16 protein-coding genes are annotated in these 16,331 nt (G+C 36.9%); 11 read left to right on the top strand and 5 right to left on the bottom strand.

What is annotated here, in order from left to right; genetic code table 11:
- Nucleotides 1-415 precede the first annotated feature (415 nt).
- Complete coding sequence (locus GSQ19_RS05525; protein WP_224311614.1) at nucleotides 416-694, bottom strand: hypothetical protein; 279 nt, start codon at nucleotides 692-694, stop codon at nucleotides 416-418.
- Nucleotides 695-1,145: 451 nt separating this feature from the next.
- Between GSQ19_RS05525 and gvpA (GSQ19_RS05520) the strand changes: the two genes are divergently transcribed.
- The 8 genes from gvpA (GSQ19_RS05520) (at nucleotide 1,146) to GSQ19_RS05485 (ending at nucleotide 6,252) form a co-directional block, all read left to right on the top strand.
- Entirely contained in the window at nucleotides 1,146-1,361 is a 216-nt protein-coding gene (gene gvpA, locus GSQ19_RS05520) for a gas vesicle structural protein GvpA (RefSeq protein WP_011316976.1), read from the top strand.
- A gap of 104 nt (nucleotides 1,362-1,465) precedes the next feature.
- Nucleotides 1,466-1,681: a gas vesicle structural protein GvpA gene (gvpA, locus tag GSQ19_RS05515; RefSeq protein ID WP_010996411.1), complete on the top strand. Its 216-nt coding sequence runs from the start codon at nucleotides 1,466-1,468 to the stop codon at nucleotides 1,679-1,681.
- A gap of 207 nt (nucleotides 1,682-1,888) precedes the next feature.
- Nucleotides 1,889-2,278 carry a gas vesicle protein GvpC gene (gvpC, locus tag GSQ19_RS05510; protein WP_011316975.1) on the top strand — a complete coding sequence of 130 codons (390 nt, stop codon included), beginning with the start codon at nucleotides 1,889-1,891 and terminating at the stop codon, nucleotides 2,276-2,278.
- Between the two features lie 426 nt (nucleotides 2,279-2,704).
- Nucleotides 2,705-3,961 carry a gas vesicle protein GvpN gene (gene gvpN / locus GSQ19_RS05505; RefSeq protein ID WP_011316974.1) on the top strand — a complete coding sequence of 419 codons (1,257 nt, stop codon included), beginning with the start codon at nucleotides 2,705-2,707 and terminating at the stop codon, nucleotides 3,959-3,961.
- A complete protein-coding gene (locus GSQ19_RS05500; protein WP_011316973.1) occupies nucleotides 3,958-4,404 on the top strand; it encodes a gas vesicle protein in 447 nt (148 codons plus the stop codon). The genes gvpN and GSQ19_RS05500 overlap by 4 nt, the downstream gene beginning before the upstream one ends.
- Before the next feature lie 149 nt (nucleotides 4,405-4,553).
- The gene (locus GSQ19_RS05495; RefSeq protein ID WP_185478793.1) at nucleotides 4,554-5,021 is read left to right on the top strand and encodes a gas vesicle protein K; all 468 of its coding nucleotides are present in this window, start codon (nucleotides 4,554-4,556) and stop codon (nucleotides 5,019-5,021) included.
- Between the two features lie 105 nt (nucleotides 5,022-5,126).
- On the top strand, nucleotides 5,127-5,861 hold the full coding sequence (gene gvpF / locus GSQ19_RS05490) for a gas vesicle protein GvpF (RefSeq protein ID WP_011316971.1): 735 nt from the start codon (nucleotides 5,127-5,129) through the stop codon (nucleotides 5,859-5,861).
- A gap of 13 nt (nucleotides 5,862-5,874) precedes the next feature.
- A complete protein-coding gene (locus tag GSQ19_RS05485) occupies nucleotides 5,875-6,252 on the top strand; it encodes a gas vesicle protein GvpG (RefSeq protein ID WP_011316970.1) in 378 nt (125 codons plus the stop codon).
- A gap of 124 nt (nucleotides 6,253-6,376) precedes the next feature.
- On the opposite strand, the gene GSQ19_RS05480 is transcribed toward GSQ19_RS05485, so the two are convergent.
- Nucleotides 6,377-6,691 carry a hypothetical protein gene (locus GSQ19_RS05480; RefSeq protein ID WP_011316969.1) on the bottom strand — a complete coding sequence of 105 codons (315 nt, stop codon included), beginning with the start codon at nucleotides 6,689-6,691 and terminating at the stop codon, nucleotides 6,377-6,379.
- A 152-nt stretch (nucleotides 6,692-6,843) separates the two neighbouring features.
- On the opposite strand from GSQ19_RS05480, the gene GSQ19_RS05475 reads away from it, so the two are divergent.
- From GSQ19_RS05475 to GSQ19_RS05465, 3 genes are read left to right on the top strand one after another with little or no spacing between them, the layout of a single operon-like run.
- Nucleotides 6,844-7,527, top strand: a complete 684-nt coding sequence (locus tag GSQ19_RS05475) for a GvpL/GvpF family gas vesicle protein (protein WP_011316968.1) — start codon at nucleotides 6,844-6,846, stop codon at nucleotides 7,525-7,527.
- Nucleotides 7,528-7,564: 37 nt separating this feature from the next.
- Nucleotides 7,565-9,472 carry an ArsA family ATPase gene (locus tag GSQ19_RS05470; RefSeq protein WP_011316967.1) on the top strand — a complete coding sequence of 636 codons (1,908 nt, stop codon included), beginning with the start codon at nucleotides 7,565-7,567 and terminating at the stop codon, nucleotides 9,470-9,472.
- A gap of 42 nt (nucleotides 9,473-9,514) precedes the next feature.
- Nucleotides 9,515-11,356 (top strand): AAA family ATPase, encoded by a 1,842-nt coding sequence (locus tag GSQ19_RS05465; protein WP_011316966.1) that lies wholly within the window; start codon nucleotides 9,515-9,517, stop codon nucleotides 11,354-11,356.
- 198 nt (nucleotides 11,357-11,554) lie between these two features.
- Here the strand turns inward: GSQ19_RS05465 and GSQ19_RS05460 are convergent, their stop codons facing one another.
- From GSQ19_RS05460 to GSQ19_RS05450, 3 genes are all read right to left on the bottom strand, one after another.
- On the bottom strand, nucleotides 11,555-13,876 hold the full coding sequence (locus GSQ19_RS05460) for an NACHT domain-containing protein (protein ID WP_011316965.1): 2,322 nt from the start codon (nucleotides 13,874-13,876) through the stop codon (nucleotides 11,555-11,557).
- A 471-nt stretch (nucleotides 13,877-14,347) separates the two neighbouring features.
- The gene (locus tag GSQ19_RS05455) at nucleotides 14,348-15,481 is read right to left on the bottom strand and encodes a hybrid sensor histidine kinase/response regulator (RefSeq protein WP_011316964.1); all 1,134 of its coding nucleotides are present in this window, start codon (nucleotides 15,479-15,481) and stop codon (nucleotides 14,348-14,350) included.
- A gap of 25 nt (nucleotides 15,482-15,506) precedes the next feature.
- Nucleotides 15,507-16,097 (bottom strand): response regulator, encoded by a 591-nt coding sequence (locus GSQ19_RS05450; protein WP_011316963.1) that lies wholly within the window; start codon nucleotides 16,095-16,097, stop codon nucleotides 15,507-15,509.
- Nucleotides 16,098-16,331: the final 234 nt, after the last annotated feature.

Genomic DNA, 16,331 nt, shown 5'->3' with positions numbered 1-16,331 from the left:
TGAAGAATTTGGTAATGGGTAATAGGTAATTGGACTATTAGCTATTACCAAAACGGCGGGGCGGCTATCCCTCTCCTCCCACGAGGGGATGGAGTTTCCCGCCTCTTTCATAAATAATAAATTCAGTCCTGCTGTAGCCTTAGATCATTGTTATCTATTGCTGCCAGATCATAAATGCCGTAAATGGTGTTAACCATTCATTAAGATATTTATATTTATATATATTTATATGTATCCAAACTTAGGCGATCGCCCAGAGCAATTTACATATAGAAAATAATCGCCACAAGAATTTGATTCCTCTGGTTCTTAAGATCATGTTACAAACCCATAGCCGTAGGATATGCCCTGAGATTGATATAGCAGACTAAGTAAAACTTAGTCTGTGAATCTAAGCTGACACGTACTATTGGAACTAACCTTCTTGAACTCGGTGTTCAAATTCCTCACGGGTTTTTTCAACTATAACCAGAGAAGAAGCATATATCTCTTGGTGTTCTTGTTTCAACCAGTTTAAAAGACGGGACAGTTGGGCATTTCTTAAATCTAGGTCTGTTTGAAAAATAACGGAAGTTGCCATTGATTGAGCATATTGGACTGGATGACCTTGATTGACAAAATGAGCGATTAAGCCTGCGAAGGCTTCTTGGCGTACTGGATCAGAAGTAGCTTCTATAGACATTGTTTTTGTCACAAAATAATTCTTGAAGATATCCTATGTTATTTCTTCAAGAATTAAGTAATAGCAATATTACCTAATTTAAAAAACAGATTTATAAAAAATGACCGTGTATTTACCGGTTAAATTAATTGTTAAAGGAAGATGACACCACAAATTTCTGTCTTCCAGGAAAATTATTTTAAATCCTGAATGATTTTTAAAATTTACGTTAAAGTATACAAAATCAACAATGTTGCAATTTAAAACTTACATTCCCATAAAAAGCCAGGCAAAACAAACATATAATCAACCTAAACGCTCGCATTTATTATTAAAATATTTTCGCCTTTACATTTTTTAAAGTTTTTTATACTTGCAAAGTATTTACATCCGAAAAACGTGTGTCTAATATTAATTCAGTAGCAAGTAAAGCGAACGCCGAGCTTAATACTAAAGAATCAACAATGAGTTAAGGTATAAAATCATGGCAGTCGAAAAAACTAATTCTTCTTCAAGTTTGGCAGAAGTTATTGACCGTATCTTAGATAAAGGTATCGTTGTAGATGCTTGGGTACGTGTTTCTCTAGTTGGTATTGAACTACTTGCAATCGAAGCTCGTATCGTGGTTGCTTCCGTTGAAACCTACCTGAAATATGCAGAAGCTGTAGGTCTAACACAATCCGCCGCTATGCCTGCTTAATTATTAAGTAGATTCTAGAATATCTTAATTCCTAATAGTAAATTAAGATATTCTACTCCCGACCAGATAAATGTAAACACAACAATAGCTTAAGGTACAAAATCATGGCAGTCGAAAAAACTAATTCTTCTTCAAGCTTGGCAGAAGTTATTGACCGTATCTTAGATAAAGGTATCGTTGTAGATGCTTGGGTACGTGTTTCTCTAGTTGGTATTGAACTACTTGCAATCGAAGCTCGTATCGTAATTGCTTCCGTGGAAACCTACCTGAAATATGCAGAAGCTGTAGGTCTAACACAATCCGCCGCTATGCCTGCTTAATTATTAAGTAGGTGTAATAAAATCAGGATTATTGCTTAAATAATTCTGATTTGTAATCTGTTTTTGTCAAGTATTTGGATACTTTTCAATCAGATTTATCAAGGAACAAAGCGTAAGTATAAGTATTGTTTTAGCTACATTTATTGGATAGCCATTATCCAGTAAATGTAGTTAATTGACGATTGTCATAATATTGCGGAGAACCTCATGATGGCTTTAATGGTAAAAATCCGGCAAGAGCATCGGTCAATAGCTGAGGAAGTAACTCAACTATTTAGAGAGACTCATGAATTCTTGTCCGCTACAACGGCACAAAGACAAGAGCAAGCCAAAAAGCAAGCGCAAGAGCTACATCAGTTCCACCACAACCTGGAGCAGACAACCCACGAGTTTTTAACAGAAACTACAAAACAAAGGGTTGCTCAAGCAGAAGCACAGGCAAAGTTTTTGCATAAGTTTCGCCAAAATCTAGAGCAGACCACCCAGGAGTTTCTAGCAGAAACAGCAAAAAACAGAACTGAGCAAGCCAAGGCACAAAGTCAATATCTGCAAGAATTTCGTAAGGATTTGTTTGCTAGTATTTTTGGCACATTTTAGTCATCAGTCAAAACTCTTACTAAAGGAGTTAATACCCTTTCTCTAAATTAAGTCTACAGTTCAGTTTCTCCTGCTCCGTGCTGCCTATTTGTAGATATATGTTTGAGAATTGGTAATCTGTTGGCGAACTAGACTAAATAGTAAAACCCCCTAATCTTACAGTTAGACAACTGGTCAGACAAGGGGGCAGATTCAACAATGAGTTTTAGTATAAAACTTTAGATATCCTATGCTATCTATTAATTTATTGCAAGGAAGTGATCGAGACCTGAGGTCGTTTCTTCAGTTTACTTTTAGGAATTAATAGAATTAACTTTTGTTATTGATAGCTGCATATGCTAAATCGTAGCATATGAAAGCTACGAATTGCAATATTGAGGATCTAATTTTTTTGTCTGGCAAAGTAATTATTCATCATCCTAATCTATGACTCTGACTGCAAATAATAAGAAAAGAGCTGTTCTCCGCGTCCGTCCCGGTCAATTTGTTGTTACACCTGCCATTGAGCAGGTAGCAATTCGGGCGTTACGTTATCTGACATCAGGATTTGCTATTCACTTACGGGGTCCAGCCGGTACAGGAAAAACAACTTTAGCCATGCACTTGGCTAACTGTTTGGATAGACCAATCATGTTGATTTTCGGAGATGATGAATTTAAAAGTTCTGATTTGATTGGTAGTGAATCCGGTTATACCCATAAAAAGTTACTGGACAATTACATTCACAGTGTTCTCAAAGTCGAAGACGAATTTAAACAAAATTGGGTCGATTCTAGACTAACTCTAGCTTGTAGAGAAGGCTTCACCTTGGTCTACGACGAATTTAACCGTTCTAGACCGGAAGTGAATAACGTCTTACTATCAGCTTTGGAAGAAAAAATTCTGACTCTTCCTCCTAGTAGTAATCAGCCAGAATACTTGCACGTTAATCCCCAATTTCGGGCTATTTTTACCTCTAATCCAGAAGAGTACTGCGGAGTCCACTCGACGCAGGATGCTTTAATGGATCGGTTGGTAACTATTAATATGCCAGAGCCGGATGAGCTAACTCAAACTGAGATATTAGCTCAGAAAACCGCACTCAATAGAGCAGATGCGCTGTTAGTCGTGCAATTGGTGAAAGCATTTCGCTCACGTACAGGTGGGGAAAAGACTTCTGGCTTGCGGTCTTGTTTGATGATTGCTAAGGTATGTGCCGAACACAATATTTTAGTTGCACCAGAAAGCTCTGATTTTCGAGAAATCTGTGCAGATGTGCTGTTCAACCGCACGAATTGGTCTGCTAGCGAAGCTACAACGATTTTCCTTGAATTACTGAATCATCTGAACTTAGAGGAAATAGAGGAATTCAAGAATAGTATTACATCAGAGGATACGGATGCGATCGCAGACGAAGATCACAATGCGATCAACGAAAGCGGGTTTCCTACCATCATCGATTCTCAGTTTGGTACTCTTGATTCTGAAGTTCTCGAACAACCAGGTGTGGAAGATTCTATTCCATTTGAGCGGGAAATTTATCTCTACTTACAACAGTACAAGAGTGCAGCTTTAGCTCTACTTCAACAAGAATTTGAACTCAGTCGGACTGTAGCTACCAACGCTCTCAACTCTTTAGAGCAGAAAGGCTTAGTCAGCAAGAACAATCATGTATATACCATTGAAGAGCCGAATCAACCGTGACTACTACCCCAATACACCCAACACGTCCTCCGACTAACTCAAATCGAGTAATTCCCACTTCTACACAAGGTTCCACCTTAGCAGATATTCTCGAAAGAGTTTTGGATAAAGGCATTGTGATTGCTGGTGATATTTCCGTATCTATCGCCTCAACTGAACTCATACATATTAGGATTCGTCTGTTAATTTCTTCAGTTGATAAAGCCCGTGAAATGGGTATCAATTGGTGGGAAAATGACCCCTATCTTAGTAGCAAATCGCAACGTTTAGTTGAAGAAAATCAACAACTACAACAACGGCTAGAAAGTCTAGAAACACAACTACGTTTACTCACATCTGCCGTGAAAGAAGAGAATAGATTAACAGTTAACTATCCAGAAAATGTGCAACCAATGTATGAAGTAAATAGTCAAGAGGGAGATGACTCCCAACTTGAGGCTTAGTCAGATTCTGGAAATCCCAAAGCAACCCAGGCTAAATTTATAACAATTTTTTAACATCAAGTGATACTCACTTTCTTAATTTTAAATTGGTATTAGCCTGGATTGAATCGAATTAAAGAAATTTAGAAAAGGTAGATAGCATTATGACAATGGTTTTTACTCCAGTTGAAAAGTCTCCTAATTTGCTACCTACCACTTCTAAAGCTAACAGCAAAGCAGGTTTAGCTCCTTTACTTTTGACCGTAGTGGAACTAATACGCCAGCTGATGGAGGCACAAGTAATTCGGCGCATGGAACAGGAATGTCTTAGTGAATCTGAGTTAGAACAAGCAAGTGAAAGTTTGCAAAAACTAGAAGAACAAGTTCTAAATCTGTGCCATATTTTTGAGATTGAACCCGCAGACTTAAATATAAATTTAGGTGATGTCGGTACTCTTTTACCTTCCCCAGGATCTTATTATCCGGGTGAAATAGGAAATAAACCTTCTGTGCTGGAACTGCTAGATCGTCTATTAAACACAGGAATTGTTGTAGATGGTGAAGTAGATTTAGGTATAGCTCAACTCAATCTCATTCATGCTAAATTGCGCTTAGTTTTAACCTCAAGACCGTTGTAATTATAAGTGAAAGACAAGAGAGGAAAGTCAATAAGTCAGAGGGGTAATGCCCACCTAAATCTACGCATCATCGGCAAATGTCACCCTAATTGAATTTTAAATTTTATGAGTTCTGGTCTTTATCTATACGGCATTTTTCCCGATCCAATCCCAGAAACAGTTGCTCTTCAAGGATTGGATTCTCAACTTGTCTATAGTCAAGTTATTGATGGATTTACGTTTTTATATTCAGAAGCACAACAAGAAAAATATCTAGCATCTCGGCGAAATTTAATCAGCCATGAAAAGGTATTAGAACAAGCGATGCACGCTGGATTTAGAACTTTGCTACCCTTGCGTTTTGGACTAGTTGTAAAAAATTGGGAAACTGTGGTTACACAACTACTTCAACCATATAAAGCACAATTACGAGAGCTATTCCAAAAACTAGCTGGGCGACGGGAGGTTAGTGTGAAGATTTTTTGGGATAGCAAAGCTGAATTACAAGCCATGATGGATTCTCATCAAGACTTAAAACAGAAGCGAGACCAAATGGAAGGAAAGGCATTAAGTATGGAGGAGGTAATACAAATTGGACAATTAATTGAAAGTAATTTACTCAGTCGCAAGGAATCTATAATTCAAGCCTTTTTTGATGAGCTAAAACCCTTAGCAGATGAGGTTATTGAAAGTGACCCAATGACAGAAGACATGATTTATAATGCGGCATTTTTAATTCCTTGGGAAAACGAATCTATATTTAGCCAACAAGTCGAAGCTATTGATCATAAATTCGGTGAACGTTTACGCATTCGCTACAACAACTTTACAGCACCTTATACATTTGCTCAAATTTCTTGATAGGAGTCATAGAATGCTAGGTAAAATCTTGTTATTGCCTGTTATGGGGCCAATTAATGGACTTATGTGGATTGGAGAACAAATTCAAGAACGTACCAATACTGAATTTGATGCTCAAGAAAATCTACATAAACAATTGTTAAGTCTGCAATTAAAATTTGATATGGGCGAAATTTCTGAAGAAGAATTTGATATTCAAGAAGAAGAGATTCTCTTAAAAATTCAAGCTTTAGCAGAAGAAGAGCGCCTTAATGCAGAGTCTGAGGAAGATGATGATTTAGAGGTAAAACCTCTTTTTATATTAGCATCTGAAGAAAATCAAGTTTATCAAGAGCAATCTAGATTTAGCGAAGAATACGAAGATAATGAGGATCTAGTTTTATCACCTTGATTAGGTGTTAGTTGAGATTTGCAGCCCTTAGGGACAAGTTTTTACTACAAACTTTGTCTATGTGCGCTTAGCTATTAATCAGTTTAATTGAACTATTAAAAACCCGCTTTCGCGGGTTAATAGTTTAATATTCGATATCAAAAGCTTGGTAATTATTGGTTTCACGGAATATTTTTGGGAGTGCTATCCGAGAAGGTTTTGCTTCAGGATGACGTAAATTATTAATACTTCTTTCTGTCCCTTCTATCTGAGTTTTAAGCGTAGATAATCGTTGCTTAAGTAGTACTGTCCTTTGTTCGATGAAAGCCAACTCTTGTTTGATTCTCTGCTGTTCTGTTACTAACTTGTAAAGTTCTAATTGGCTGGAAGCCTCAGATTTAGTTCTAGGCATTGTGGTGATTTTAGGTCTGATTATGCCCCGATTACGTACTTTTGTCATAGGAAATACCTGAATAATTGATAGCATTATAACTAAGATTTTAAGGATGTAAATGATTTAATCAAATTCAGCATTTTTTCTATTTATATGACAAGATATTTGTTCTGATAGCAATAAAATAGAATACTTAAGTTTTTTACCTGGGTGGAATAATGCGATCGCCAAATTTTTACACTTATGCTTTTTTAAATACTCCTGATGTTCCTTTACGTCTACCATCTGGCAATCTAGGTCAATTACTCCTGATTAATGGCAATAATATCTCAGCCGTCGTAGAACCTGGAATATCCTTAGAATCTAGTCAAAATAATGATGAAGAAGTTATTAAAATGGTTTTAGCTCACGATCGCGTCATTTGTGAGCTATCTCAGCAGACAACAGTTTTACCTTTGCGTTTTGGCACTTATTTCAATTCCGAAGAGACATTGCTAAATCATATAGAGTCTCATGCTCAAGAATATCAAAAGAAACTCGATAATATTCAAGGGAAAACAGAATATACTTTAAAGCTCATTCCTCGTAAATTTGAAGAACTTGCCAAGATATCAGGGGGACATGGAAGAGATTATTTTTTGGCGAAAAAATTGCATTATGAGCATCAAAAAAGCTTTATTGGTGATCAAAATAGGGAGAAACATCATCTGATCAATTTAATGATGGATATTTATCGCTCATCTGCAATTATTCAAGATTATGTAGAAGAAGTACGTCTTCATCTTTTAGTTGATCGCCATGATAAAGCTTTACTCTTCAAACAAGTGTTAACGCTACAAGAGAAATGTCCTCATTGGAATTTAATCTTGGGAGAACCACTACCACCCTATCATTTTGTTTAATTTCTACTAATAAATTTATCAAGGAATTTTTAATTTCATGATGGACTACTATGATTCATTGCATCTAGTTATGTTTAGTGGCAAAGGTGGGGTTGGTAAAACTACCATCTCTTGCAGCTTTGCACGTTATTGGGCCAGAAAGTTTCCTCAAGAAAAAATTCTGTTAATTTCTACAGATCCTGCACATTCTTTAGGTGATGTATTGCAATCGGAAGTTAAAGATATTGCATTAGCAGTGACAGACTTACCTAACTTGAGTGTTCAGGCGTTGGATGCTCAAAAACTGTTGTTGGAATTTAAAGCAAAATATAGTTACTTTTTAGAAATACTCGTGGAGAGAGGCAGTTTAGCTGATGGAGGTGATTTAGCACCAGTCTGGGATTTAAACTGGCCCGGCTTGAATGAATTAATGGGTTTGCTAGAAATTCAGCGTCTACTAGCTGAAAATGAGGCGGATCGTGTAATTATAGACATGGCTCCTTCTGGTCATACCTTAAATTTATTACGCCTCAAAGATTTTTTAGATGTTATTTTAAATTCCTTAGAACTATTTCAGGAAAAACATCGGGTAATTACTCAAAGTTTTAAAGGTAGTTATACGGCTGATGAAGTCGATAGCTTTTTAGTAGAAATGAAACATCAACTAGCAGAAGGTAGACGCTTACTGCAAGATGAAAAATTTACTGGTTGTTTGGTGGTAGGTATTTCTGAACCCATGTGTTTTTATGAAACTGAGCGATTTTTAAATAGCCTAGAAACTTTAGATGTTCCCTACGCTGGATTATTTATTAATCACATTTTACTAAATTCGGAGTTAGAACTAGACCGTTACGCTGAACAACAAAATTTACTGAATAAGTACTTAAATCTTCATACTAATCAGCCTGTTTTTATCGTACCACAACAAAGAGTAGAACCTTTAGGTGGGGTGGCATTAGATTCTCTGGCATCTCAGATTCAAAAAATTGCTAGTGTTGAACTTGTTCCACCACCACTTATTCAATGGCCTGCTCAAGTTTTACCTGGCTTTCATGATTTTATCAACGAAGAATGCAAACTAATTATTATCGGTGGTAAAGGAGGTGTAGGGAAAACAACGGTAGCCGCCGCCATAGCTTGGGCTTCTGCTCAACAACATCCAGATAAAAAGATTCAGGTAATTTCTATAGACCCAGCACATTCTTTAGGAGATGCTTTTGGGAAGGATTTAGGCCATGAACCTATATCTTTAAGCTCAAATTTGTGTGGGCAAGAAATTGATGCTAACAGAGTTTTAGAACAATTCCGTAGAGATTATCTTTGGGAATTAGCAGATATGATTAGTGGCGAAGGTTCACAAGCAGATACAACCGTGAATGTTGCTTATGTGCCTGAGGCGTGGCGACAGATTATGTCTCAAGCTTTACCGGGTATTGATGAGATGCTATCTCTAATTACTGTGATGGATTTGTTAGATAGTAACCAGCAAGATTTAATCATTTTAGATACTGCGCCAACAGGTCATCTTCTGAGATTTTTAGAAATGCCATCGGCTTTAGGTGATTGGTTATCTTGGATATTTAAACTGTGGCTGAAGTATCAAGATGTTTTGGGTAGAGTGGACTTCATGGGACGGTTACGAAATTTACGTCAACAAGTTGTACAAGCACAAAAGAAGTTAAAGAATTCTCAACATACTCAATTTATTGGTGTAATTCAGTCAGAAGTAGCTATCGTATCTGAACATATACGCTTAACAGAGTCTTTAAAAAATATGGGGGTTAATCAGCGTTATATAGTTCAGAATCGCTATAGTCCAGAAGTGGAAATTGATCATAGTTTATTTCCAGAACAAACTATGATTCGCCTACCTGGATTACCCCGTTCGGTGGAGGCTATAGACCGAGTTAAAGGTGCTGCTAGTCTTTTATTTGAAGTCGAAGAATTAACTGCTAATAAAAGATAAACATAAAAAAAGTAAGATTTTTGAGATTTTTGGAGTGATGTTATGAGTGATTTATTCAAGGGATTTGAACAGTTAATTGAATTAGTCAAAACTTTAGAGGAAAAAGCCGAGAAAGGAGAAATTAAAACCGATTTCCAGATTAACTCTCGTTCTATGAGTAGTATTCCTCGGACTGGCAATATCCCGCGTCCTAATAATATGGCTAATGATATTGGTACAAGCCGTATTCGCACCCAACCCTCTCCTAATTCTGATTCAGGGAATGGAGACACTTCTGATGTTGTTGTTCCACCAGATGCGCCTTCCGGTAATTCCTTGAAAGATGTTGGCGGACTGGGTGAGGTTGTTAAAGAACTTAAAGAATTAATCGCTATTCCCTTAAAACGCCCTGATTTACTGGCAAAGTTAGGATTGGAACCTACGCGGGGTGTACTTTTAGTTGGGCCTCCTGGTACTGGTAAAACTCTGACTGCTCGTGGTTTAGCTGAGGAACTTGGTGTTAACTATATTGCGCTGGTGGGGCCGGAAGTTATCAGTAAATATTATGGTGAAGCCGAGCAAAGACTGCGGGGTATTTTTGAGAAGGCTGCTAAGAATGCTCCTTGTATTATTTTCATTGATGAAATCGATAGTCTAGCTCCAGACCGGAGTGCAGTAGAAGGGGAAGTAGAAAAACGTCTTGTAGCCCAACTTTTAAGCCTGATGGATGGTTTTTCCCACAGTCAAGGTGTGATTGTACTGGCTGCCACTAACCGTCCTGACCATCTTGACCCAGCTTTGCGCCGTCCGGGGCGATTTGATCGGGAAGTCCAGTTTCGTGTCCCAGATGTGAAAGGACGCAGAGATATTCTGCAAATTCTCACCCGTGCCATGCCTTTGGAAGACACGGTTGACCTGGATGCGATCGCCGAACGCTCGGTGGGGTTTGTGGGATCTGACTTAAAAGCCCTGTGCCAAAAGGCGGCGTATACTGCTCTGCGCCGTCAAATGCCTTCGGTTGAAAGTGCAGTTCCAGAGAATATGACGGTTAGCCAAGTTGACTTTTTGCAAGCCCTCAAAGAAATCAAACCAGCTGTACTGCGGAGTGTGGAAGTCGAAGTTCCCCATATCGCCTGGGACGATATTGGTGGTTTGGATACGATTAAGCAAACCCTACGGGAATCAGTAGAAGGAGCGCTGTTATATCCAGAACTGTATCTGCAAACCAAAGCACTAGCACCAAAAGGCATCTTATTATGGGGGCCACCAGGGACAGGAAAAACTTTATTAGCTAAAGCTGTTGCTTCCCAAGCCAGAGCTAATTTTATTGGTGTCAATGGCCCAGAATTACTCAGCCGTTGGGTGGGTGCAAGTGAACAAGCAGTACGGGAGTTATTTGCCAAAGCGCGTCAAGCAGAGCCTTGTGTCGTATTTATTGATGAAATTGATACCTTAGCTCCAGCGCGGGGTAGTTTCAGTGGTGATTCGGGAGTGAGCGATCGCGTAGTTGGACAATTGCTCACAGAGTTGGATGGCATAGAAGTAGGGAGTACTATTTTAGTAATTGGGGCAACAAATCGACCCGATGCCCTTGACCCGGCTTTGTTACGGGCTGGACGCTTAGATTTACAAATGAAGGTAGATTTACCAGATTTAGCTAGTCGTCTGGCGATTCTCCAAGTCCATAGTCAAGGACGACCCTTGGAAGGTGTGGATTTCAACTATTGGGCAGAGATGACTAAAAATTGGAATGGTGCAGATTTAACTTTACTGTGCAATCAAGCGGCGGTAGAAGCAATTCGTCGTTTTCGCTCCCAAGGATTGACAGACCCTTCTGAAATCAAGATTACTACTGATGATTTCAACTATGCTTATAAAGTTCTCACAGAACAGCGTCCAGATTAAACCAATTCGCAATAGCCTATGGCAAGGCTAACCCTAAGGCAATTCGCTTTTTCCGTGTTGTAACGACGATTTAGCCCCAAGTTCAGAGCGCCGGAAGCAGGCGCTCTGAACTTTGTAAGACAGAAAGAGCCACAACACTGGCGGTTTGATAGAAGCCGGGGACTTCAACTTCTATATTTTGTTAAATCTTGAATTGATTCATTTTTGCGCTGGAGGCAGAATCAAAGCTTCTTTAATAACTTCCTTCAAATTGGGAGTAACATTGCTAGCGGTGTTAAAACAATATACTAATAAGTTGTTTGCCTCCCAGTATTTTTGAATTAAATGTAATTGTTTCTCACTAAATTGCCAAGCGCAATCCATTTGGCGATGTATTTTGATCAATTCCTTTAACTGTGTCGTCCAAGATTGCCCATTAGATTGCCACCATGCTTTTAATATCTCTTTATCTTGTTGTGAACTAGGTAATTCTTGTTTGAGGTTTTGCAGAGATTCATCTAAAGATGAATATGACTGTAATAAATAATCAATATCAAGAGCTAATTTGAGAGCAGATATACGCTTACAGAAAAGCTCTGGAGTCAAAGAAATGCTAACTGCAAAAATATAACTTAAAGCTAAATCCAAAGCTAAATCATCAGCTAGTTTTCCTGTTAGATGACTATCTAAAGCTGTAGCTAGAGTTTGGTTACGTGATAAAGCATAATCGGGAGGTAAGACGAGGGTAAAGTAAAAAGCACGTACAGCAGATGAATGATAATTGGAAATAACTATTGAGGACTTGTCCATGACCCAAGTGAGAAAAAGTTTTACTGTTTCATCTGCAACTGCTAACTTATCAATTTGTTCCTTGATTAACTGGAATAAATCCTCAAATGATTTGATAATTTCTGCTGTGAGTAAGATAACTTCACGCCATCGATTGTCAACTAAATAATCAGCAACTTGTTCTAATTTTTTATTGTCGCTGTTAGCAATAAATCTGGCAGTAAAATATTCATGAAATGTTAAATGAGAGAAGGAATAAATTCCTCTTGCTTGTTCAACTAATAATCCATGCTGTAACTCTATTGCTTTAAGCACAGCTTTACTATCTACTCGTAAATCCTCTAAATCAGTTGGTGCATTTGGTAACAGATATAAAAAGTCAGCTATTAATTGACAAATGATATTTTCTTCAAAAAAGTAATCTCCCTTCTCAAAAAAAGTGACGGCGATATAACTAAGTAACTTAATTTTCTGAGATAAGGTTAAATTAGCGTAAACTTCATCTCTTTTTATTCCTTTGGCTTCATCCCAACGTACTAGTAATAGCTCTAATCCTTGCCGATAAATTTCAGAACGCTTAGTAGGAAAATCGCCTAGATATTGGAATACTAAACAGGTGAGATTTAATAAAATAGGTGTGTATGCTAGATTTTGGATTAATCGATTTTCGGGAAGTGTTATTTTATCAATAAATTTAGATGCTAATGTTTTCCTGAATCGGGTATTAGTTTTAGCAAAAGCTGTAAACCATTTATTAGCAAAATCTGATATTTGTGATTTTGTAAATTTAGAAATCTGTACTTCAGCAAACCCTTTAAACTTTTGATGCCTGAATGCAATTCGACAACTGATAATTACTGAATTTTTATAAAAAATCTCTAAAAAAATACTAATTGTTTTATTGATTTTTTCCGTATGTTTATCTGCAACTTCATCCAATCCATCTAGTAAAATTAAACCTTTACCTTCATGAAGTAACTCTTCTACTTCCTGTTGAGCGATTTTGCAAATACTTAATTCTTCAATTAAATAGCTTAACAAAGGGTTTTTCTCATCATAGTTGATATTTTCGGCAAAATCTTTCAGGCTAATAAAAATAGGAACACGTTGAGGCTGAAATTTACCTTGATTACAAAGTGTAGCGATTGATTGTAGAAACGTAGTTTTTCCTGCTCCTGGATTGCCAAAGACAAAAAGCTTAGAAAATTTCTCAATTGCTAGTAATCCTGTGATTTTTCTAGTAGTAACTTCCTCTAATAAAAATTCGTTTAAAGCTTTATCATCGGACTTTTGTAACTCTGCAATATCTAGCCATCTTTGACTAGTAATTTCTTCTAATACATTGACCTCAATAAATAATTCATCTAATTCTACTGTACGTGCAACATCTAACAACCGGATAGTACCACATTGATTTTGAATTTTCTCTGAGTGGGCAGCACGTATTTTATTCACTAAAGATTCAATGACAGTAGAGTCTTGACCTTCTAGTATCTGCTGGGTTTCTAAGTGTTCATCTGGTTCAAATTCTAGTGTTTGAACAATCTCTTCTGGATTTAGGGCTAGGCTAAAGCAAATTTCATGGAATATATGTCTGGCAACAGGTTTGCCAGAAAAAAACTTCCAAATTGGTTGGCGACTATCTAGTCCAACTTGACTGGCCAGATATTCTTGTGTCCAACCTTTATGATTAAAAGCTTTTTTGGCCTTCCTAATACCTTCATCCGAGGCTTGGAGCGATCGTTTAGCCATGCTTATATCAGAAATTAATTCAATTACATCATGAATTACTATCAATTATATTTAGTTTTTAAATTAGCGGCAAGTTAACCCTTTATAATATCAATCTTTGTCAAAAATAAAAGCTCTTAGTCAGTAATTAGCCGGAATTATTATTTAAATATAAGCTATACCTCTAAAAGAGAATATCCTAACTTAGCTAGGGAAGGAAAATCTCTAAATAAAATATATAATTAACTTTTTTATAAATTCCGGTAATATTAATTATTTCAACAGAAGTCGGATTTTAGTTAATTTTTATTAAGATTAGAAATCTAATTTAATTTTTGTACAATGCTTAGTACCCTGAAGATAGCTTTATTTATTCTTGCTATTACCTGTTTACTTTAGTAATTGCAGGGCTAGAATTAGATTGCTGTGGATAAATGATGGCAAATTTGCCGATATACTTCATCACATAGAAAAGTGCTATTTTTAGCAAAATTAAGCTGATATTGAATTTACCTTCAATGGTAGTCTAACTAAGAAACTTGTTCCTTGACCTAAGGTACTATCAATAGATATTTTACCCTGATGCAAATCAACACATTGCTTAACAATTGCTAGCCCTAGTCCGGTGCCGGGAATTGTGGCAACATTGGCAGCACGTTGAAAAGGTTCAAATAGTTTAGCTTGAAATTCTAGGGGAATACCTACGCCTTGATCTTTAATTTGAAAATACACACTACTTTCGTCACAAGTCAGCCCCAGCAAAATAGTACTACCTCTAGGGGAGTATTTGACTGCGTTAGAAAGTAAGTTATTGAGTAAATGCCATAGTAGCTGTTCATCTAAGCAGGCAATAAAGCTTTGAGTATTTGTGACAAAACTAATTTCATAATGTTCTTTCAATGTCAATCGTAAAGACTCGACTATTTCTTCACAGAAACTTACTACCTCGATCAAAGTGGGGTTCAATACAAAATTGTCAGCTTCGGCTCTACCAAGTGTGAGTATATTTTCTAGCAGATTCGTCAAGCTATCCGTGGCAGATTCAATGCGATCGATATGTTTTTGTTTTTTTTCCTCTGACATCTGTTTGCCATAGGTATTCAACATTTCGGCACTGAGCTTAATTGTCGTTAAAGGATTACGAAACTCATGTGCTGCCATGTAGAGGTGTTGTGATTTCATCTGGTTTTTGGATTCAGCGATTTGCTGACTATTTTTAGCAGCAATTAGTGCTTTTTTTACTTCAACTTCTGTTTGGTGCCGGGAAATAGCAATCTCTATTGTGGTAGCTAATATTCTTTCATCGAAGGGTTTTAAAATATACCCAAAAGGATGGGAAGCCTTAGCTCGCTCTAGTGTTGCGCGATCGGCATTAGCAGTTAGGTAAACTACTGGTAAATCGAAGCGAGACTGGATGGCAAAAGAGGCTTCTATACCATCAATTTTACCCTCTAGTCTGATGTCCATCAGCACTAAGTCAGGTCGCAAATTTCCTGCCATGAAAATAGCTTCTTCTCCCGATGCTACTAAGGCAGGTACACCATACCCCAAATGTTCTAAAGTTTCTCTCAAGTCATCAGCCACTAATTGCTCATCTTCAACTATCAAAATTTGGATAGGATTCATATTTAATTTTCTACGTTGATTAGATTTATAGCTTGTTCAGGTTTCCATCCTGAAAATTTTTGCTTAAATTATAAATTTCTTTGATCTTTTTTAAGATTTCCTCCCGATTCATAAATTCATAGTCATTGATGAGCTTCTCTGATATCGATGTAATGTAATTAAGAGGATTATTTACCTCATTTCTAATTGTCGATGTCAGATAAATATAAGATTTATGGAGTCTTTGTTGTGTTTGTCTATTAATTATTTCTTGTTTCTCTAATCTAGCTGTTATTGCTCCCAGTAATTCGGCTCTTGTAAATGGCTTTACCAGATAATCATCTGCACCTAATTCTATACCTTGACGAATATCATTTTGAGAAGCTTTAGCTGTAAGAAATATAAAAGGAATGGCTTCAGTCTCTGGATTTTCCCGTGACCAAGTAACAACTTCGTATCCATCTATTTTTGGCATAGCAATATCACAGATAATCAAATCGGGAATTTCTGTCTGTAGCAATGTAATCCCGACTTGTCCGTTTTCTGCGTCCATAACATAGAAATTTTCCGCAGTTAGCATTTCTACAATAATGCTACGAATTTCTTCTTGGTCTTCAATTACTAAAATTTTTGTCATTACTGGAGATATCTTTAGTATTCTATTATGTTAAATAATATGTCGGATTTAATTATTTATTTGAAAAATATGGTTTTTAAAAAAATCCAATTCGTTTTAATTCAGGAAAAGATGATTATATTTTAGGTGAATTATCTCCTATGTCCATAAAACAATATACAAAAATATTTAAACTAAAAACTTCAAATGAGAAGCATTTTTAAAGAATTTTTGCGCCTGACTTTACCTATAATC

The organism is Trichormus variabilis 0441 (assembly GCF_009856605.1).
Lineage (GTDB): Bacteria > Cyanobacteriota > Cyanobacteriia > Cyanobacteriales > Nostocaceae > Trichormus > Trichormus variabilis.
The sequence above is the reverse complement of the archived record's forward strand: the minus strand, read 5'-3'. Positions and strand labels throughout refer to the sequence as shown.